18 protein-coding genes are annotated in these 20,904 nt (G+C 44.7%); 11 read left to right on the forward strand and 7 right to left on the reverse strand.

Annotated elements, in window-relative coordinates; genetic code table 11:
• Nucleotides 1-85: 85 nt before the first annotated feature.
• Nucleotides 86-3,247, reverse strand: coding sequence for an ABC transporter substrate binding protein (locus tag ACRRS1_RS21820; RefSeq protein ID WP_432468752.1), 3,162 nt, complete (start codon nucleotides 3,245-3,247; stop codon nucleotides 86-88).
• Between the two features lie 133 nt (nucleotides 3,248-3,380).
• Between ACRRS1_RS21820 and ACRRS1_RS21825 the strand changes: the two genes are divergently transcribed.
• From ACRRS1_RS21825 to ACRRS1_RS21845, 5 genes are read left to right on the forward strand one after another with little or no spacing between them, the layout of a single operon-like run.
• Entirely contained in the window at nucleotides 3,381-5,183 is a 1,803-nt protein-coding gene (locus ACRRS1_RS21825; protein ID WP_432468751.1) for a polysaccharide deacetylase family protein, read from the forward strand.
• Nucleotides 5,184-5,215: 32 nt separating this feature from the next.
• Nucleotides 5,216-6,130, forward strand: coding sequence for a glycosyltransferase family 2 protein (locus ACRRS1_RS21830; protein ID WP_432455410.1), 915 nt, complete (start codon nucleotides 5,216-5,218; stop codon nucleotides 6,128-6,130).
• The gene (locus tag ACRRS1_RS21835; protein WP_432468750.1) at nucleotides 6,127-6,981 is read left to right on the forward strand and encodes a glycosyltransferase; all 855 of its coding nucleotides are present in this window, start codon (nucleotides 6,127-6,129) and stop codon (nucleotides 6,979-6,981) included. Before ACRRS1_RS21830 ends, ACRRS1_RS21835 begins: the two co-directional genes overlap by 4 nt.
• A gap of 24 nt (nucleotides 6,982-7,005) precedes the next feature.
• Nucleotides 7,006-7,788, forward strand: coding sequence for a hypothetical protein (locus tag ACRRS1_RS21840; RefSeq protein WP_432468749.1), 783 nt, complete (start codon nucleotides 7,006-7,008; stop codon nucleotides 7,786-7,788).
• A 2-nt stretch (nucleotides 7,789-7,790) separates the two neighbouring features.
• Nucleotides 7,791-8,717 (forward strand): hypothetical protein, encoded by a 927-nt coding sequence (locus tag ACRRS1_RS21845; protein WP_432468748.1) that lies wholly within the window; start codon nucleotides 7,791-7,793, stop codon nucleotides 8,715-8,717.
• A gap of 237 nt (nucleotides 8,718-8,954) precedes the next feature.
• Here the strand turns inward: ACRRS1_RS21845 and rffA are convergent, their stop codons facing one another.
• The 5 genes from rffA to ACRRS1_RS21870 all read right to left on the reverse strand — a co-directional run bounded on the left by rffA (nucleotide 8,955) and on the right by ACRRS1_RS21870 (nucleotide 13,756).
• Nucleotides 8,955-10,106 carry a dTDP-4-amino-4,6-dideoxygalactose transaminase gene (gene rffA / locus ACRRS1_RS21850; RefSeq protein WP_432468747.1) on the reverse strand — a complete coding sequence of 384 codons (1,152 nt, stop codon included), beginning with the start codon at nucleotides 10,104-10,106 and terminating at the stop codon, nucleotides 8,955-8,957.
• Nucleotides 10,107-10,138: 32 nt separating this feature from the next.
• Nucleotides 10,139-10,693, reverse strand: a complete 555-nt coding sequence (locus ACRRS1_RS21855) for an acyltransferase (protein WP_432468746.1) — start codon at nucleotides 10,691-10,693, stop codon at nucleotides 10,139-10,141.
• A 93-nt stretch (nucleotides 10,694-10,786) separates the two neighbouring features.
• Nucleotides 10,787-11,833: an L-threonine 3-dehydrogenase gene (gene tdh, locus ACRRS1_RS21860; RefSeq protein WP_432468967.1), complete on the reverse strand. Its 1,047-nt coding sequence runs from the start codon at nucleotides 11,831-11,833 to the stop codon at nucleotides 10,787-10,789.
• Between the two features lie 2 nt (nucleotides 11,834-11,835).
• On the reverse strand, nucleotides 11,836-13,029 hold the full coding sequence (locus tag ACRRS1_RS21865; protein WP_432468745.1) for a glycine C-acetyltransferase: 1,194 nt from the start codon (nucleotides 13,027-13,029) through the stop codon (nucleotides 11,836-11,838).
• 82 nt (nucleotides 13,030-13,111) lie between these two features.
• The gene (locus ACRRS1_RS21870) at nucleotides 13,112-13,756 is read right to left on the reverse strand and encodes a TetR/AcrR family transcriptional regulator (RefSeq protein ID WP_432455403.1); all 645 of its coding nucleotides are present in this window, start codon (nucleotides 13,754-13,756) and stop codon (nucleotides 13,112-13,114) included.
• A 156-nt stretch (nucleotides 13,757-13,912) separates the two neighbouring features.
• Here ACRRS1_RS21870 and rfaD point away from each other — a divergent pair, with 156 nt between their 5' ends.
• Genes rfaD through waaA form a run of 4 tightly spaced genes read left to right on the forward strand, consistent with a single transcriptional unit; the run spans nucleotide 13,913 to nucleotide 18,275 of the window.
• The gene (rfaD, locus tag ACRRS1_RS21875; protein WP_432455402.1) at nucleotides 13,913-14,869 is read left to right on the forward strand and encodes an ADP-glyceromanno-heptose 6-epimerase; all 957 of its coding nucleotides are present in this window, start codon (nucleotides 13,913-13,915) and stop codon (nucleotides 14,867-14,869) included.
• Nucleotides 14,870-14,912: 43 nt separating this feature from the next.
• Nucleotides 14,913-15,950 (forward strand): lipopolysaccharide heptosyltransferase II, encoded by a 1,038-nt coding sequence (gene waaF, locus ACRRS1_RS21880; protein ID WP_432455401.1) that lies wholly within the window; start codon nucleotides 14,913-14,915, stop codon nucleotides 15,948-15,950.
• 13 nt (nucleotides 15,951-15,963) lie between these two features.
• Entirely contained in the window at nucleotides 15,964-17,007 is a 1,044-nt protein-coding gene (locus tag ACRRS1_RS21885; RefSeq protein ID WP_432468744.1) for a glycosyltransferase family 9 protein, read from the forward strand.
• 11 nt (nucleotides 17,008-17,018) lie between these two features.
• The gene (waaA, locus tag ACRRS1_RS21890; protein ID WP_432468743.1) at nucleotides 17,019-18,275 is read left to right on the forward strand and encodes a lipid IV(A) 3-deoxy-D-manno-octulosonic acid transferase; all 1,257 of its coding nucleotides are present in this window, start codon (nucleotides 17,019-17,021) and stop codon (nucleotides 18,273-18,275) included.
• On the opposite strand, the gene ACRRS1_RS21895 is transcribed toward waaA, so the two are convergent.
• Nucleotides 18,272-18,991: a 3-deoxy-D-manno-octulosonic acid kinase gene (locus tag ACRRS1_RS21895; RefSeq protein WP_432468742.1), complete on the reverse strand. Its 720-nt coding sequence runs from the start codon at nucleotides 18,989-18,991 to the stop codon at nucleotides 18,272-18,274. The two genes, waaA and ACRRS1_RS21895, sit on opposite strands and share 4 nt — an antisense overlap.
• Nucleotides 18,992-19,080: 89 nt before the next feature.
• Here ACRRS1_RS21895 and ACRRS1_RS21900 point away from each other — a divergent pair, with 89 nt between their 5' ends.
• Nucleotides 19,081-20,127, forward strand: coding sequence for a glycosyltransferase family 9 protein (locus ACRRS1_RS21900; RefSeq protein WP_432464045.1), 1,047 nt, complete (start codon nucleotides 19,081-19,083; stop codon nucleotides 20,125-20,127).
• Nucleotides 20,124-20,903 (forward strand): glycosyltransferase family 2 protein, encoded by a 780-nt coding sequence (locus tag ACRRS1_RS21905; protein WP_432455396.1) that lies wholly within the window; start codon nucleotides 20,124-20,126, stop codon nucleotides 20,901-20,903. Before ACRRS1_RS21900 ends, ACRRS1_RS21905 begins: the two co-directional genes overlap by 4 nt.
• Nucleotide 20,904: the final 1 nt, after the last annotated feature.

Below are 20,904 nucleotides of genomic sequence, written 5' to 3' on the forward strand. Positions count from 1 at the left end.
CACAAAAAATACGAGGCTGAATTTGACTCACCTAACACTCTCCCAAACTCGGCAATAGACCTAGTTTAACAGCCTTATGGTCATTTTAGTTAAGCACGAACATCTCGATGGGCACCGGCCGACCAAAATGATAGCCTTGGGCATAGTCCACGCCAATCTCGAGTAAGATTTGATTGATTGCTTCATTTTCAACAAATTCAGCAATCGTTTTTTTACCCATCTCATGCGCAACTTGATTAATACTCTTAACAATCGCGGCATCCATACTATCGTTTTCTAGATCGCGAATGAAAATACCATCAATTTTTAGATAATCGATCGGCAGATTTTTTAAATAACCGAAGGAAGAGAGACCGGAGCCAAAATCATCCAGGGCAATTTTGCAACCTAACTGACGAACTTTATTGAAGAACTCTGTCGCAACATTAAAATTAGAAATAGCGACCGTTTCAGTGGTTTCAAAACACAGTTTATTCATTGGTAAAGCACACTCTTCCAACGTTGCTAGTAACCACTCAACAAACTCGCGATTCCCTAAAGACTGACCCGAGAGGTTCATCGAACACATCGTTAAACGAGTGAGATGACCAGGATTAACCGCCAACCATTGCAAACTTTTCGCAATCACCAAACGGTCTATTTGTTCTGCTAGATTATAATTCTCAGCCGCGGGTAAAAACGCACTCGGAGGCACAACTCGGCCATCTTCATCAATCATGCGAATTAAGACTTCATAATGTAGATAGTCTTCATCAACAGCTGAGACCGGAACAATCGGCTGGGCATAAAGTAAAAAACGCTCCTCTCGCAAGGCTTTTTGAATACGCGTGACCCATTCCATCTGCCCTTGACGCTCCAACAACATCTGGTCACCCATTTGATATAAGTAAGCTCGGTTGCGCCCTAAAGACTTAGCGGTAAAACAGGCTTTATCTGCTTGAGTTAAGATCTGTTGTGCAGAAGCTTGGTAGTGCCCAAATAAAGTCAAACCGATGCTACAGCCAAAACTAAACATACGCTCATCACACACATAGTGAGTATCATTCAGGCTCTTAATCAACAAGTTAGCAAAATCGAGACAGCTCTGCTGATCGGTCTGTTCAAGCAAAATAGCAAACTCATCACTGCCCAAGCGAGCCACAATTGCTGACCCTGTCAGCAATTGTTCCAGTACGCCAGCAACCTGTTTTAATGCCTGATCGCCAGAATTATGGCCGAAGGTATCGTTAATCACTTTAAACTGGGCTAAATCTATCACCAATAGTGCATGTTGACACGAATCAGATTGCTGCAACAACGTACTTAACCTGCGTTCAAAAAACGTGCGGTTATAAACATCCGTGAGTGAATCATAGTTGGTGTAATAATCAAGTTTCTGAGTCAGATCACGAGTGGTGGTAATATCCTCACAACAGACAATAAAGCTATCTTCATTGGCTATTTTGAGGATGGATTCCTTAAACCACAAACCTTGCTCATTTCGAGTTCGATAGCGGACTTCTCGTACCTGAATATGGTCCGAAATCCCATCTAAATAGCGAAGCAATGAGGTTTGTAAATCGGCGTCACCATACAAACTACGTAATTGAGACAACTCTAATTGCTTGCGAGAAAAGCCTAAGTGATCGGCGAGCATTCTGTTACAAAAAACAATCACCCCCAAACGATTCAACAGCATTAACATCGCAGGGTTATGCTCAAACATCGCTCGATAATGACGTTCACTGGAAGTGAGCTGCTGATATTGCAACTCCATTAAATGAAGGCTTCTCAGCTCTAAGACCATTTGTTCGACCTGCTGCGCCGCTTTAAACTGAGGACTAATCACAAAATCGTATAATAGGTTTTCACTGGCGAGTAATAGAGTTGCATTAAAATGAACGACATTGCCTTGTAAACACTGAGCAAAGCCTTCTCGCAAACGTTGCGCTAGGGCCTGCTGATGCTGCCAAAACTGGCTGGAGAGCAAGGGATTCCCCACTAAATACTTCGCTCTCTCACCTAATAAAGTCATCAATGCCGGATTCATCATGAGCACGACACCCTGCTCATCCAGTAAAGCGCAAGCCTGCTCAGTATTAATAAATGCAGAGCAGAGTTGCTGCTGCTTTGCCTGCAAAGATTGCTTACTCTGGAGCCGGCGACGCATCACCCAAATCAGCAACAGCAACAGCAACAACACCACACTACTAAGAATAACACTCGCTTGATAACGTGGTAACCAAGCCTGGAAAGCGGGTCGATTGATAAAAATTGCATCGCTTGCCAGATTCGATTTAGACATCTGCCAACGAGTTAATTGGGCATAATCAAAAAGATAGAGCTGCGGACTACGAGCCCGAATCGGGATCTCTTTTACATCACTTCCTTGTAAAGCTCGCCCAACCATCACACCAACCGCTTCACCGAGCTGATCTGGTAAAGAGACCATTCCACCAACGACGCCATCACCAATCGCATAATCCCATAAACTAAAAATAGGCGCCCGAGAAGCCAATGATAAAGCTTGCAGATTCTGCTGACTAAGTTTGCTGTTTCCGGTAAGCGAGGACGGCAACATCCCAAGTAGCAGGGCATGTTTAGGGGTTAACTGCGAGGTTTTTGCTTTGAGTTCCTCATAATCCATATCTTGCCAAATGGTATAGGAAATACCAAATTGTTCGGCTAAGCGCTTAAAACGTTCCGCAATACGTTGGCTAATGGCACTTTTGTCGAGCACTAAGTGCAAAGATTCAAGTTCGGGGAGCAATTGCCTGATCAACAATAGATTTTCACGTACCGCTTGCTGTTCGTGGATCCCAGTCAACATCGCCTTACGAGGTCCGGTGTAGGCGTCCAAATCGGCACCCGCGGCAACCAATGGCGCTTGCAGCGTACCTTCATTTTGTAAGGCTAAGGCCAACTTTAAAGCTTGCTCACCAACACTCACAACCAAATCAAACTGATAATAAAGAATGACTTGCTTAAGCATATTGAGCTGCGCTGCGCTGTATGAAGATTGATTGGGATTCAGCTCCGCTTCTACACGCTGATTAAAAAACCATATGGAACGTTCCGCTAATTGATCACGCAAACCTTGCTCAAAGCTTGCATCCCACTGCAAACCCGCCGGATAAGAATTCAGTAATAATACTCGTTCAGTCCGAGCCAAGGCAGCTTGTGAAATAAGCAGTAAACTCAACACAGCCGCATAGCAAAGTTGATTCAGCCTTGCTATCAACCCTATTCGTTTTAGTAACGTACTCACAAAAATAAACAACCGTCCTTCTCTGTTTTGGTTGACTCACTAGGCGTAGAAAGAGCCTTTAATACTACCACTAGGCGTAAGCAAATCAGTTCTGTAGAATATGCGTCAATTCACCATAAGGTTTCACGCATTTATGAATATTTTGATGGCTCTTTCACAGCTCGAAGTGACTGGAGCCGAAGTCTACGCAACTCAAGTTGGTAATACTCTAGCGCAACGAGGGCATAAAGTATTCTATGTTTCTGACACCTTAAATTCTCCCCATCAAGGGCAATATTTCAAGTTACGTTTCAATAAACGCAGTCTACCTAGAAGAGTATGGCATGTATTTTATCTTATCTATTTAATTTTTAGATATAAAATACAGTTAGTTCACGCACATAGTCGCGCTTCGGGTTGGTCTGCTTATGTTGCCTGCCGACTCACCAATACGCCAATGATCACCACCGTTCATGGACGACAGCCGGTACATCGCTCACGCAAAAAGTTCCATGCCTTGGGATATCATGCTGTCGCGGTGTGTGAAAATATCGCCCGACAAATCGTCCGTGATTTGGGTGTCGCCGAGTCACAGGTCAGCGTGCTGCGCAATGGCGTCGATAGTCAAGTATTCAAACCCTTAGCAGCGAATCACGGGGCCAAACCGGTAATTCAGATTATTGGTCGTTTAACCGGCCCCAAGGGCCAATTGGTCTATCAACTACTGGAACAATGCATTGATTTAGCGGCAAACCAAGTTCAAGTGATCAGCGGTAGTCAAATCGATCCAATCTTCGATAAATTTAAAACTAAAGTAAAATTTTGCGGCTATAGCGCCAATATTCGCCAAACCATCAGCCAAGCAGACTTAGTCATCGGGGCAGGACGGGTGGCCATGGAAGCCTTAATGTGCCAAAAACCAGTTTTTGCGGTCGGCGAAGCAAATGCCATCGGTTTAATCTCGGTAGACAATCTAGCATCGGCCATGGCCAGCAATTTTGGTGATGTTGCCGACGGAGGGAAAACCGAACTCGATATCGACTACCCTCAATTAGCCAAGCAACTACGAAGTGCGCTCAAACAACCCAAAGTTGATGAAGAAGTTTACCAAATAATCACCGAACAATATTCCTTAGAGAAAATGACTCAACGACTGCTTGAGTTGTATCAAAGTGCTTATGTATACACCAAGAAACGCGAAATCCCGATCATCATGTATCACCGGGTGATTCACAACGATCCAAGCCAACACGGGGTGTATGGCACTTATGTGACTTTGGAGCGTTTGGAGCAACACTTTCAAACGATTCAGCGCATGGGTTTAAGCCCGATCACTTTCCAGCAATTAGATGAAATCGGTTTAGACCATCGTTTCGACCACGGCAAACGCTACATCATTCTTACCTTTGACGATGGTTTTAAAGACAACTACGATTTATTACTACCACTGCTCAAAAAGTATCAATTTAAGGCAATGATCTACGCTGTCACCGGCACCGATCATAATCGCTGGGATGTAGAACATCCCAGTAAGCCCGACCAACGCTTTGAACTGATGAGTCCACAACAACTGCGCGACATCGACCGCAGCGGTTATGTTGAGATCGGCGGACATACCGTGAACCATCCCAAATTGGCCAGTCTCAGTCATGCCGAACAACAGCATGAGATCGCGTACAACAAGGCACAACTCGAAAGCTTACTTGAGCGCCCCCTTTATAGCTTTGCCTACCCCTATGGCGACCATAACGAGCAAACAAAACGACTGGCGAAACAAGCGGGCTATACCTACACTGTCGCCACCGACTCTGGACCGGTAGCCCTACATGAAGATTTACAACAGATTCGACGAATCGTGATGTTCCCCAGTACCACCAAATTCGGTTTGTGGCGTAAAATTAAAGGCAACTACACCATCAAAAAAGCGGCTAAACCTCAAACTAAGAACTTGAGTTAAGCAATCAATTGAAAATCTAAGGTCACTCAACAATGAATATTTCGATTGTGATGATTAACTACAATTCGACCCGACATACACTCGAGTGTTTGCAGTCTATTGCTGACTCTCAACCCAAGGTAAGTTTTGAAGTTATTGTGGTAGACAATGCTTCTCAAGCTGAGCAACTTGAAAACTTACAACAAGAAATTGGTGCTTATCCGTGGGCAAAGCTCATCATCAATCCCCTTAATCTTGGTTTTTCCGGGGGCAACATGTCTGGTTACCCTCACGCCACTGGTGACTACTTATTTTTTCTCAATAATGATACTCAGGTCAGTCCGCACTGCTTAGATGTATTACACCATTTCATGGAAAACCACCCAGAAGTAGCCCTTTGCAGTCCGACCATCTTCAGCGAAACCAATCAGCATACAGCCTCTTTTGAGTTCATCCCTAGCGTCGCCAATAAACTATTCGGAGCATCGCTATTAAGACTACTGCAGCCGAGCAACTATCCTCAGCGCAAACAGCAGCATCAACAACCGATTAAAGTGCCAGTGATCAGTGGTGCCACCATGTTTTTCAGACGCCAGGACTTTGAGCAACTGGGTGGCTACGACACCAAATATTTCTTGTATTGTGAAGAAGAAGATTTTGCCATCCGTCTACGTGATGCCAATAAAGCCATCTACTTACTGAATGAGGCAAAGGTGGTCCACTCCGGCGGCGGCAGCACAGAACGGGATCTTGCGATTGAAAAAGAGTTCTATATCTCATTTTATCGTCTACTCGATAAACACTATTCGCGCTTATCAAAAATCATTATTAAGGCCTTATATATCATTAAGGAATGTAAGCGAGTACTAAAAAAACCAGAAAGAAAACCCTTGCTAGCTTTCTTACTTAAAGGGGCTCCGGAGTCAGAATCTCTTCGATACCAACAATCAAGTCAGGATATGCAATGAGTCACTCAACCTTAAAAGCCAGTGTCATTATTTCGATTTATCAAGATGTTGAGGCTCTCCATGCAATTTTGTACGCTTTAAGCCGTCAAATCGAGCAACGCTTTGAGGTCATCATCGCTGAAGACTGTGAATGTAAAGCCGTAAGGGAATACCTCGCTCAGCACACATTTCCTTTCGCCATCAATCACCTCACCCAAGAAGATAAAGGTTTTCGTAAGACCAAAGCCGTAAACCGAGCGGTCGCCGCAGCAAAAACCGAGTATTTGATGTTTTTAGATGGCGATTGCCTGCCCCATAGCCAATACGTCGCCGAGCATTTGAATCAACGTGAAAACAATCGCGTCTGCACTGGGCGTCGCGTGCATCTTGGCCCCACAATGTCCAGGTGGTTTAGGAAGAAACCCTCATTAATAAAGCTAATTGAAAATCGGCTGGTGTATACCTTGCTAGGACTTCCCTTAGTGTTTGATCACACCAAAAACTATGAGATTGGCTTTCGCTCAACTACGCTACACAAACGCCAAGCAAAAAAATACCTAACGATCGTAGGTTGCAACTGGTCAGTATCAAGAGCCGATATGTTGAAAATAAACGGCTATAATGAAGATTTGCCGGGTGTGGGAGGAGAAGATGACGATCTGGGATGGCGTTTTAATGGCAAGGGCATTCACGAAAAAAGTGTTAAATTTGTAATTCCCGTTTATCACCTTCACCATGTTGAACGCCGCGCAGATGTCAGCACCAACTTACAGATCATCAAGCAAAATACCGCCCAAAAGCGCTACTACTGTAAAAATGGTGTCGACAAATATCTTTCTGAGACTCACGAAAAACTTAAATCAAACGCATAAATCATGACGCATCAATTCACACCAGTGGAAATCGACCAAGTTAGCTATAGCCACCAATTTGCTATATGCACCCTTGTCACCGATCACGCAGAATACCAAGGTATGCTAGACTCCTTCGCTCGCGCTGGTTTTAGCCCACAAAACTCTCAATTCATTTTTGCTGACAATAGTACGCATAATAAATTGGATGCTTATCAGGCAGTCAAAAAATTTATTAATCATGCCGACGCCGAATACATCATTATTTGCCATCAGGACATCTTGTTAGATTTTGATGATAAAGCAGTTTTAGAACAGCGCATAGCAGCGCTTGATGCCATCGATCCGAACTGGGGGATATGTGGCAATGCGGGATATATCAACTTTAAAAATTATGCCATGAGAATTAGTGACCCGCATGAAGAAAACATAAATGTGGGGCCATTCCCCGCCAAAGTAAAAAGCTTAGATGAAAACTTTTTAGTATTAAGAAAACATGCCGCACTGTCTGTTTCTAGCGACCTATCTGGGTTTCACTTGTATGCCACCGATATGTGTATCTTAGCTGACATATTAGGCCACAATAGCTACGTGATCGATTTTCATCTGCGCCATAACAGTGGCGGAAATATCGAGCAAAGCTTTGAACAGAGTAAGCGTGCATTACTCAATAAATATGCCAATGCATTAAGCAATAAATATATAAGAAGTACCTGCACCAAAATGATAATAACCAGCAATCGTGCTTTAAATAGAATATTCAATAGAAATCTATTTTATAGCATTCGAAAAAGAATAGAGATAATAACCAATCTATTCAGGAATTAAGCATGCGAAAATTTATAATATTTACCCCGTCATATGACGAAACCGTGGGGGGCGCAATCGTACTTCACAAGCTTTGTCATGTGATCAACAAATTAGGCTTTAAAGCTTATCTCTTCCCTAGCTTTGATTCTGAGTTAACGAATAAATATCACTTTTTCAAGCCTACCAAGCAAATTTTCAACTCTCTTTTCCATAAAAGAGGCCGGAAATTTAAAGTCAATCCTAGCTTTTTAACGCCCATCTATACTGGGCAATTATCAGCTTTAAATGACGACTACGTCGTGGTTTACCCTGAAACTGTATTAGGGAATCCTCTGCAAGCTAAAAATATCGTTCGCTGGCTTTTGCATAATCCCGGCTATCATACGGGTCAATTCTGCTTTAACAGACACGAACTCATATTCAAGTTCAATAGTGGAATCAAAGATCTAAACATCGACAGTTTATATACATCATCACTTGATCTGAAAGTCATCCACTACCCTCTCGAACACTATAACAACAAAAATATGGCTCCAAATCGCCATGGCACAGCATATTGCTTACGAAAGGGGCATAATAAAACTATCGTTCACAATCTAAGTAACTCAATACTTATTGATGATAAATCTCACCAAGAAATATCGAATATATTTAAGTCCGTCGATACATTCATATCTTACGATACGGTAACCGCGTACTCAGTGTTTGCTGTGCTATGTGGATGTAAATCGGTAGTTATTCCTGATCAAGGTGTTCTAGAATCTGAATGGTATCCAAACAAAACAGATAGATACGGATTATCATACGGGTTGGAAAACTTAGCCAAAGCTAAAGAAACAGCACATCTTGTATTACCCAGAGTACTTGAAGAAGAAAAAAACGTAGAAAACCTTGTCACAAGGTTCGCTCAAGAAACGAACAACTATTTTAATAAAAAATCATACTGATAGTTCTTAAATATAAGCGAAAGGTCAACGTAATATCTATGGATACTGAATTTAATACCCCCTATCTCAGGAACAGAGCGCGACAAAATATCCAAGCTTTAATGGGAGGCTATTCTGCGGAAGACAGCCCCTTAGGGAGAAATATGAAGGCCTGCTAAATCAGGTGCCTAGCGTAGATCAAAAAGTACTCATAGCCTCTTGTAGCGCTGTTCTAATGATAGCGGCGCAATATTAATTTCAATTACATTCAACCGCTTTTACAATAAAGAACTCACGAATCTTAGAGATAACCATATCAACTTCAACATCAGTGATATTAAAAAACATCGGTAATCTAAGTAAACGTTCACTTTCAATGGTTGTATTCATATCTTCGCCATGAAACACACCCAACCGCTTTCCAGCAACAGAAGAATGCAGTGGAATATAGTGAAATACAGCACAGATACCACCATCAGCTAAAAACTGAATTAACTCAAATCTAAGACTCGTATTTGCTACTTTTATGTAAAACATATGCGCATTATGCTGACAATCAATGGGGATCTCAGGCAGAACGATGAGACCTTTGTTTGAAAATTCTTTTAGCGCTTGATAGTAACGCTGCCAAACTTGTAATCGCCTTTGATTTATCTCATCCGCAGACTCTAGCTGAGCCCAAAGATAAGCCGCTTGCAACTCAGATGGCAAATAACTACTACCAATATCAACCCATGAATACTTCGCAACCATCCCTCTAAAAAACTGATTTCGATTGGTGCCTTTTTCTCTGATAATTTCAGCTCGCTCAATAAACTGAGGATCATTAAGTATCAACAATCCACCTTCACCACCACTCGTATAATTTTTGGTTTCGTGAAAACTGTAAGCCCCCATATGACCAATCGAGCCCAAAGGTCGCCCCTTATAACAGCTCATCATTGCTTGAGCAGCATCTTCAACCACAAACAACTTGTTGCGCTCAGCGATCGACATAATTTCGTCCATCGCGCAAGAAACGCCAGCATAATGAACAACCACAATAGCCTTAGTCTTTGGCGAAATTGCTGACTCAATAAGCCGCTCATCGATGTTCATCGTGTCTTTACGCACATCGACAAAAACGATTTTTGCTCCACGTAAGGTAAAAGCATTAGCGGTTGATACGAAAGTGTAAGAGGGCATGATAATTTCGTCACCAGCTTGCACATCCAGCAAGATCGCTGCCATTTCTAAGGCTTGAGTGCAATTGGGTGTTAACAGTGCTTTATCACAAGCCAATTGACGCTCAAACCAATCATGGCAACGTTGGCTAAATTCACCATCTCCTGATATTTTTGAGCTGGCAATAGCTGTACTGAGATACTTAATCTCATTACCTGTGACGGTCGGACGGTTAAATGGGATCATGGCTACCTTTTTCTTCTGCAAAGAGTTCGCGACTATAATTCTAAGTATTGCTTTTCAAGTGCAAGTAATTTTTTGCTTCGAGCCTTAAATTTTTTTGCTGGATTACCCAAATAGATAAACCACGGCGCAGTAGTTTTTCGGACCAAACTCATAGCACCAATCGCGCACCCTTCAGCTAACTGAACACCTGGAAAAATAATACTACCAGCACCAATAATAACGTGTTTACCCACGATTACTTTTCGCTTTATTTCCCGCTTAAATTGAGCTGGTACAGTTGGATTAGTTAGAGTTTCACCACTGTAATCATCTGATTGAGAAAAAACTTGCACATGGTACGCACAACCTGAAAAATCACCAAACTCAACGCCTTCAGAACCTCCAGCAATTAAACAAAAAGGAGCTAAATGCACGTTTCTGCCCAAAATTACTCGGCCAGAAATAACGCAGAAGTCATCGATACGGCTATAGTCACCAACTACTATGCTGGCGCAATCGTAAATACTGGCTTTTTTGCTGATTTTTACCTCGCAGCCAATATGTTTAAAGCCCATCGCCAGTAATTCTTGTCGAGAGTAATAAGACATAATTTCCTTCAAAAAATACCAACAAGGCCTAACGAAAGGCATAAATAGATACATAATTAATCTATTTACGCATACTTAGTTCAGTAACATTATTTAATGATTTTCATAGTATAGTTGACGCCAATCCAAAATCACCTTACCACTTTGCCCGGAGCGCATCGCGTCAAAGCCTTGTTGAAAATCATCAACATGATAATGGTGAGTAATGATAGGGCTTAAATCAAGACCTGATTGTACCAAAGATGCCATTTTGTACCACGTTTCAAACATCTCTCGCCCGTAGATGCCTTTAATCACCAGGCCTTTAAAAATCACTTGACTCCAATCGATGCTCATGTCGCTGGGAGGGATCCCCAACATCGCCACTTTACCGCCATGATTCATCAATTCTAACATCGAGCAAAAAGCGGTCGGCACGCCTGACATTTCCAGGCCAACATCAAAGCCTTCGGTCATTTTAAGTTCGCTCATGGTATCGCTCAGTGCTTGCTTAGCGACATTCACCACTCGCGTTGCGCCCATTTTCTTGGCTAAATCGAGGCGGTAATCATTCACATCGGTCACCACCACATGCCGCGCACCAACATGTCTACAAATTGCAGCGGCCATGACCCCAATGGGGCCTGCGCCGGTAATCAGTACATCTTCACCCACCAGATCAAAGGATAAAGCACTGTGTACCGCGTTGCCAAAAGGGTCAAAAATGGCGGCTAGGTCATCGCTAATTTCATCGGGTAACTTAAAGGCATTCACCGCAGGGATCACTAAGTATTCGGAGAAACAACCGGTGCGGTTCACCCCCACACCGACGGTATTACGACACAAATGAGTACGCCCACCGCGACAGTTACGGCAATGGCCACAGGTAATATGACCCTCACCGGAGACCCGATCACCAACCGAAAAACCACGCACTTCCTGACCAATGTCGACCACCTCTCCGGCATATTCATGGCCAATTACCATGGGGACAGGAATGGTTTTTTGGGACCACTCATCCCAGTTGTAAATGTGGACATCGGTACCACAAATAGCGGTTTTATTGATTTTGATTAACAGATCGTTATGACCAAGCTCTGGCATTTCCACTTGGGTCATCCAAATGCCGGGCTCCGCCTTCAGTTTTGCTAAGGCCTTAATAGTCATGCAATCACTCCTAGTTCTTTACCCACCTCAGTGAAGGCTGCTACTGCATGTGCTAACTGCTCGCGCGTGTGCGCAGCAGAAATCTGAGTGCGGATCCGCGCTTGGCCTTTTGGCACCACCGGAAAAGAAAAACCAATCACGTAAATGCCGCGCTCTAACAACTTATCAGCAAAGCAACTCGCCAATTTGGCGTCACCCAACATCACCGGAATAATCGCATGGTCGGCACCACCTAGCGCAAAACCCACCTTGCTCATTTCCTCTCTAAAATACCCGACGTTGTCCCACAGCTGTTTGCGCAAAGCATCGCCTTCGGCCAATAGTTCCAGCACTTTAAGTGAAGCACTCACAATGGCTGGGGCCAGTGAGTTGGAAAATAAATAAGGGCGTGAACGTTGGCGCAACCAATCAATCACTTCTTTTTTAGCTGCGGTAAAACCACCCGATGCGCCGCCCATGGCTTTACCCAAGGTACCGGTAATAATATCCACTCGACCCATCACCTGATGATACTCATGGGTGCCACGCCCCCCTGCGCCAACAAAACCAACCGCGTGGGAATCATCCACCATCACCATCGCATTATATTTGTCGGCTAAATCACAAATGCCAGGCAGGTTAGCAATTACCCCATCCATAGAAAACACCCCATCAGTGGCGATCAGCTTAAAGCGCGCACCAGCGGCATCGGCATCCTTTAAGCATTGCTCTAATTCGGTGAGATCATTATTGGCATAACGGAAGCGTTTCGCTTTACATAAACGCACCCCATCAATGATCGATGCATGATTGAGCGCATCGGAGATAATCGCATCTTCAGGGCCTAACAAAGTTTCAAACAAACCTGCATTGGCATCAAAGCAAGAAGAGTAAAGGATGGTATCTTCCATCCCAAGGAATTCACTCAAGCCCCGTTCTAACTGTTTATGAATATCTTGGGTGCCACAAATAAAGCGCACCGAAGCGGCGCCAAAGCCATGGCTATCTAGGCCCGTTTTGGCGGCTTCAATCAAGGCTGGAGAGTTTGCTAAACCCAAATAGTTGTTGGCACAGAAGTTAATTACTGGGCCCTGCGCCACCGTAATATTGGCTTGCTGCTGAGAACTAATTACCCGTTCCTGTTTGTACAGGCCATCGTCTTTAACTTGTTGCAATTGCTGCTGAATATAAGAAGAAAAAGAAGCCGTCATAACACACCTAATTAAAAGCCAGAATTCTGGCTGAATTATAGTGATTTGTTTGGCAAATTCAGCTTATATTCTAAATAAAATGCTATTTTTTGCGCTGTGCACACTCTGAATAGTGTTGGTGCAATCGCTGATAAATACTCATCGACTGTTCTGTAAAATAAGGTCGTAGAATAAACAGTATTTTTAACACCCCCTCATAGAGTCGCGGTTTAGTGATTAGTCCGCCTTTTAGTTGCGCACTCTGGTAGCCGATCCAAGCACCAATGATGAATTTAATGCTATCCGCCAATTCGACTAGGCTGGCATCATCACCCGTAATAAAGCGACTATCTCGAAACTGCACCAGTATATCCCGGCTCCATTTTTCCAGCTCGGTTTGTAAGGCCTGATATTTGGCTTCAAGCAAGGGATCTCGGGCCAATAACTCTAATAAATTGGCGTACATAAAACGGAAGCGCCACATCAGTTCAAAGCTTGCATCCAAATATTGCATCACATGATCGAGCGTTAATAGTTGATCGGCATGCGGGCGAAAACTACTATCAAGCTGCTCAGCATAAAGCTCAAAAATGCTACGAATAATCTCCTGTTTATTACTAAAATGGTAATACAGGTTTCCCGGGCTAATGCCTAACTCAGCAGCAATATGATTAGTGCTCACTTGGCGCTCGCCACGCTCATTAAATAACTTCAAAGAAGCATGAATAATTTTGTCTTTGGTTTTCATTTAGCTGTTACGTTGCCAGTTATATTATTGTGATACCTGTAAACGCCTCCAAAATCCAGTTTTTATTCACTGTTTTCCACTGGTCACGCAATTGCTATTCGGCGCATCACAGCATAAAATCCGTGCACTCATGGCAAATTTTAGAATGGTAGAATTATGATTATTGTAACCGGCGGAGCTGGCTTTATTGGCGCCAACATAGTGAAGAGCTTAAATGAGCTAGGCCATAACGACATCATCGTGGTTGACGACCTAAAAGACGGCACCAAATTTGTCAACTTAGTCGATCTGGATATCGCCGATTATCTCGACAAAGATGATTTTATCGCTCGTATCGTCTCCGGTGAAGACCTTGGCGCAGAATACGGCCAAGAGATCGAAGCCATATTCCACGAAGGTGCCTGCTCTGCCACCACCGAGTGGGATGGCAAATACATGATGGAAAACAATTATGAGTACTCTAAAGAATTACTTCATTATTGTTTAGAACGTCGTATTCCCTTCCTGTATGCCTCATCGGCGGCCACTTACGGTGATACCGAAACCTTCATCGAAGAAAAACAATACGAAGGCCCACTCAACGTTTACGGCTATTCAAAACTGCAATTCGACAATTACGTACGCCGTTTACTACCAGAGATAGAGTCACAAGTGGTTGGCTTTCGTTACTTCAATGTTTACGGCCCACGAGAGCAACACAAAGGCAGTATGGCCAGTGTGGCTTTCCACCTGAACAACCAAGTCAACGATGGGCAAAACCCCAAACTATTTGAAGGCTATGATGGTTACGGTAACGGCGGACAGAGCCGCGATTTTGTGTATGTAGGCGATGTAGCTAAAGTTAACTTATGGTTTTGGCAAAATCCCGAACAAAGCGGTATTTTTAATTTGGGGACAGGTCAGGCGGAACCGTTCCGTTCAGTGGCCGAAGCGGTGATTAAACATCACCAAAAAGGTGAAATTGAATACATTCCCTTCCCCGACCACCTCAAAGGTCGCTACCAGAGCTTTACTCAAGCCAATATCGATAAGCTACGCGCCGCAGGTTATAGCGAAGATTTTAAAACCGTCGCCGAGGGCGTTGCTGAATACATGACTTGGTTGAATAAATAAATCTCCCGCGACAAAAGGGGCGATAGGCCCCTTCAGGTAAAACATGAAGATATTGGTGGTCGGCCCGTCTTGGGTGGGTGACATGGTGATGTCACAAAGTTTATATAAAAGCTTAAAACAACTACACCCGCAGGCGCAATTAGACGTATTGGCCCCCGATTGGTGTCGTCCGATGTTGGAGCGCATGCCGGAGGTAGACAATGCCTTACGGATGCCGCTGGGCCATGGTGATCTGCAACTCGCGGTGCGCTGGAAGCTCGCCAGAGCCATCAAAGCTAAAGGCTATGATTGGGCCATCACTCAACCAAATTCGCTCAAAGCAGCACTGGTTCCTTGGTTTGCAGGCATTAAACGCCGTACCGGCTGGAAGGGAGAGAGCCGTTATGGTGTACTCAACGACCTGCGCAGCAATAAACAAGCCTTCCCACTGATGGTGGAACGTTATGTGTCTTTGGCCTACCCAAAGCAGACGATGACTTCTGCCGCTAAGCTTCCGAGCTACCAGCATCCGGCCTTAAGCGCCAACTCAAACAACCAGCAACAGGCACTCAGCCAATTAAACTTAAGCGACTCTCAACCCATTTTGGCACTTTGCCCCGGCGCAGAATTTGGCCCCGCCAAGCGCTGGCCAGAGCAACATTATGCAACAGTTGCTCAGCACTGGATTGAACAACGTAACGGTCAAGTGTGGATTTTCGGTTCGGATAAAGATCAAGCGGTAGGCGAGCAAATCATCGCTCATTTAGCGGAAGCCTCGCAAAGCGCTTGTTATAATCTCGCAGGTAAAACCAAACTAGCCGAAGCAATCGACTTAATGGCGCTGGCCAGCTTAGCCATTAGCAACGACTCCGGCCTAATGCACATCGCCGCCGCGCTAAAGCTCCCCTTAATCGCAGTGTATGGCTCATCGTCCCCACAATACACCCCGCCACTGACAGATACGGCAGAAATTTTACACACCGATATCGAATGCCGCCCTTGCTTTAAGAAAACCTGTCAGTTTGGCCATTTAAAATGCTTAAGCGAATTAGCGCCCGAGCGAGCTATCTTGCTCATCAACAACTTACTCACAACATCATGATCATAGGAAACTTATGCTACGAATTTTAATTATTCGTTCAGGCGCGCTAGGCGATACTATTTTTGCGAGTGCCGTGATGGAGGTACTTCATCAGGCATACCCTCAAGCGAGTTTTGATTGGATAGTCAGTAGCAAATCCATCGGTTTATTTGAACATGATCCGCGAGTGACTCAGTGCTTTAGCCTAAAACACCGTAAACTGCCGATTTTTATAAGCTTAGAAAAGCAAGCGATCATTCGTCACAGCAAACAACAACCTTATGATTTAGTGGTCAATCTAGAACATCACCCAACCTTTTGTGCTTTGGCAAAAGCCATACAAACCAGAGCCCGCCTCGAAATTAACGATCACCCGATAACCAGCAACAAGGTGCCGCACGCTGTAGAAACCATGAAACAGCCTCTTTACGCCTTGCTAAGGAATGAGTCCTCAGCAAGCAGCCTTAATCAGCTGAATATTGCAGACATTGGCCCACGGATCATGGGTGAGCCGCTTGCTAAAATTGAGGCTAAATTTAAACTCCCGAAGCATTACATCGTCTTATGTCCAGGGAATAGCCATTCCAAAAAGAGTAAAATTAACCACAGGGCATGGCCAGAAGCACATTGGATTCAACTGATTAAGGAATTCGCAAGCAGTCAGACGATCGTGCTATTGGGGAGCCAGGCAGACCGCCAGCAAATCGAACTTTGGGATCTGCCTAAAAGCTCGTCAATCTTAAACCTTGCAGGCAAAACCAATCTCAGTGAGTTAGTCGCGCTCATAGAACATGCAGTGGTAGCCGTCACCACAGATTCGGGCCCAACTCATATCGCATCCGCGGTACAAACCCCAAACATTGCACTGATCGGCCCAACCGATCCAGATAGTACCGGTCCCTATCAAACCCAAGATAATCATTCGCAGATACTGCTATCCAATTTGGATTGTCAGCCTTGTTATGGCACCGATATCCAGCGTCAATGTACAAATAATGAATGTATGAACCAACTCACTCCAGAGTTAGTTAAGCATACCATCAACAAATATCTTCACGCTTCAATGAGTGAGCAATAAAAGGCACAATCATGCTTGGTGGTTTATATCAGCTACTATTACTAATATTTTTACCTTTCGCCATGTATAAATTGTATTGGCCAAAACGAGGTAAACCAGCGGTGGGTAAACGCTGGCCAGAACACTTTGGTTTAGGTAAAAAAATCGCTCCGGTCGACCTGTGGTTGCATACCGTATCGGTGGGCGAAGTGATTGCCGCCACCCCTTTTATTCAGCAGCTAAAACAGCAGCAACCACAGCTGAACATTTTACTCACCACCACCACCACCACGGGTGCTAAGCAAGCACAGCAGCGGCTCTCAGAGCTGGTGACTCACCGTTATGCGCCCTTTGACCTTTGGCCCTGTATTACCTTGTTTTTGGCGAAATACCAGCCTAAGCAGCTGTGGATCATGGAAACCGAGTTATGGCCCAACTGGCTTAGCCTATGCCACGCCAAAAACATCCCGGTGGCCCTAATAAACGCCCGCATGTCCCAACGCTCCTGTCGCCGTTATCAAAAATTATCTGCATTCTCTCGGCCGCTGTTCGCCAAACTCAAACTGGTGTTAGCGCAACATCAAGACGATGCACAGCGCTTCAATCAACTTGGCGTCGATGCGGCAAAGCTGGTGGTCACAGGTTCGATTAAATACGATTTACCCGATTGTCAGCACATTCAAGCACAAGCCATCCAGTTACGAGCGCTGCTATTTGGCCAACGCCCAGTGTGGATAGCAGCCAGCACCCATAAGGGAGAAGACGAGCGGGTGCTTGAGATCATGCAACAAGTGCAGCAGCAACACCCCACGAGTCTACTTATTTTGGTACCTCGTCACCCCGAGCGCTTCGAGCAAGTGGCTGAGTTATTAAATCAACAACAGGTCAAATTTGCTCGACGCAGTAAACACAATCATGTCGAACCGCAACAACAGGTGTATTTAGCCGATAGCATGGGAGAAATGATGTTGATGTACGGCTGCGCAGATATCGCCTTTGTAGGAGGATCACTGGTTCCCATTGGCGGGCACAATTATTTGGAGGCGGCAGCCATGGGGCTGCCTTGTATCGCCGGAGAATTTGATTTCAACTTCTCCGACATCAGCCAACAGCTACAAAGTTGTGGGGCGCTGAAACTAAGCGCCGATAGCAGCCAACTGGCAACTTGGCTAAACCAATGGCTGAGTCAGCCACAGCTGGCCGCGGAGGCGGGGGCTGCAGGCTTAACGGTGGTCAAACAAAACCAAGGCGCACTCCAGCGAAGTTTAAAGGCACTCAAAACACTTTAAAGCGCTTTTTGGTATGCATCCACTAAGTTTAGCCAATCAGATTCTAACCAATGACAATAGCCAGGCTTGGCTTGTTCTTTCACCAAGGAGCGGAGTAGCCGGCTTATATTTTCTTGCCGCCAGCGTTTACGAGGACGGCAAATCGCCCCATTATCGAAGTCGATCAGCCACACTTTGCCATTGGTATCAATCATGATATTACGTAGATTTAGATCGGCGTGATTTACTCCCGCCTTATGAAACGCGGCAATGGTTTCCCCCATTTGACGCCATAAAGAAACTGGCAAACGTTTCTCACTCAATAGCTGTGCCAGATCTCGAGCGCCATGGATCCGTTCTATAATCAAGTCGGCTTGAAAACTGAACCCCTGTCGTTTAATACGTCCAGCAATCGGCGTTGGTGCGGGCAATCCCAACGTTTGCAATTGCATCAATAACACAAACTCTCGCCACACTCGGCTACGCTTCAAACTAACATAAAAGTAACGATCATTACTCACCTTGGAGACGAGGCCACCTCGATGGTAATGGCGCAATACAAACTCCCGATGGAGATAACGAAAAAACAAAGTCTTACCACGGCCCATGGCTTGTCCAACCACCGCTCGATTTTGTTGCCAATGGCGTGCTTCAAAGTAAACGTCACTTACCTCTTGCCATTCAGCGGGGTTGTAGAACAACCATCCTTCATTTGTGCGTTGCTTTTCTATCTGCATAACTATCGCTTATGGAATATATCTGGGCGATTTTACATCGCAGGCTGCAAAAAGCATAATACTTAAGAAAATTCGCCAGCTTAGCCAAGATGAACTCAATTCAACCCGCACAAAAAGTTTGTATCTTACGCCTTTCGGCAATCGGTGATGTTTGCAATGCATTAGCAGTCGTACAGCAACTGCAGCAAGCTTGGCCACAAGCACAAATCACCTGGGTTTGCGGTAAAGCCGAAGCGCAAATGTTAGCACTTTTCGATAACATAAATATTATTATTTATGATAAAAAACAGGGTATTAAAGGACTAATCCAACTCAGAAAACAACTACGCGATACACAATTTGATGTTCTTTTACATATGCAGGCTGCCCTACGAGCCAGCCTTGTGAGTTGTTGCATTAACGCAAAACGTCGGATCGGTTTCGATCGCAGTCGCGCCAAAGATGGTCAATGGATATTCACTAATGAAAAAATAGCCAAAGCCCCCTCGCCCCACGTGTTAGACGGATTTTTACAATTCTTAAATCAACTAGATATCCAAGCTCAGCCGCCCCGTTGGCACGTCCCATTAAGTGCTACATTACACAATAAAGCCAAGCACTTACTGGGGGAAGGGCGACATCTATTAATTTGCCCCGCGGCCAGTAAACCCTATAAAAACTGGACTATTGAAGGTTATGCGGCATTCGCCCAATTTGCCCAAGCCAAAGGCTACAAAGTCAGTTTAATCGGCAGTCCCGCCCCCCAGGAGATGACTTTAGCCGAACAAGTGAACCTCGCCAGCCAAGGGCAACTCAATAATCTTTGTGGGCAAACATCCTTGCTCGAATTGTGGGCCTTGGTGGCCGAAGCAACACTGCTAGTTTCTCCCGATACGGGTCCCGCTCATATGGCAGTGGCGGTGAATACCCCAGTGCTCGGCCTGTATGCACATCACAACCCGCAACGCACCGGGCCTTATCACTATCGCAACTACGTGGTGAGTGTTTGGCAACAGTGTATTGAACAAGAGCAAGGCAAGTCCGTTGCGCAGCTTAACTGGCGCAGCCGCGTAAAAGATCCCAATGCAATGCAACAGATCACACTAGAATCAGTTATTCATATGTTTGAAATATTAGAAAAAGAGCAGCTATCATGAGTCAAGCAAGAGCTACCATATCGGCAATTATCATTACTAAAAATGAACAAGAAAGCTTAAAGGATTGTCTGGAAAGTTTAACTTGGGTTGACCAAATAGTGGTGCTTGATTCAGGCAGCAACGATGGCACGATTGAACTGGCAAAGCAATATACTCAAGACGTGTATAGCAATCATGAATGGCCTGGCTTTGGCAAACAAAAACAGCTCGCTCAAAGCTACGCCACCGGCGATTGGATCTTAGCAGTAGATGCCGATGAACGTATCGATTCGACCTTACGTAGCAGCATTGAAAATATGCTAAACGCTCCTCCCAGCCATACTGTATTCAACTTAAATGAACTCACTTGGGTATTTGGTCGGTTTCTTAAACATTCGGGCTGGTATTACCGACATATTCGACTTTATCCACGTCATTTAACCCAATACAACGATAATCTAGTGCATGAATCGGTGATTGTTCCTGCGAACTGCCAGATCGCCGAATTAGACGGTGATATCCTGCATTATTCCTACCGAAATCTTGAACACTACTTGGTAAAATCGGCGGGTTACGCTAAGGCATGGGCCGACCAGCGAGAAGCCAAAGGTAAAAAAGCATCTCTCGGCCAAGGCTTATTACACGCGCTCGGTTGCTTCACCAAAATGTACCTACTCAAACGTGGCTTTTTAGACGGGAAACAAGGTTTATTAATTGCACTCCTGTCGGCCCACTCTACTTTCGTAAAATATGCCGACCTGTGGGCAAGGCAACATGATCACCACTATCGTAAATAAG

Source organism: Agarivorans sp. Z349TD_8 (genome assembly GCF_050870825.2).
GTDB lineage: Bacteria > Pseudomonadota > Gammaproteobacteria > Enterobacterales > Celerinatantimonadaceae > Agarivorans.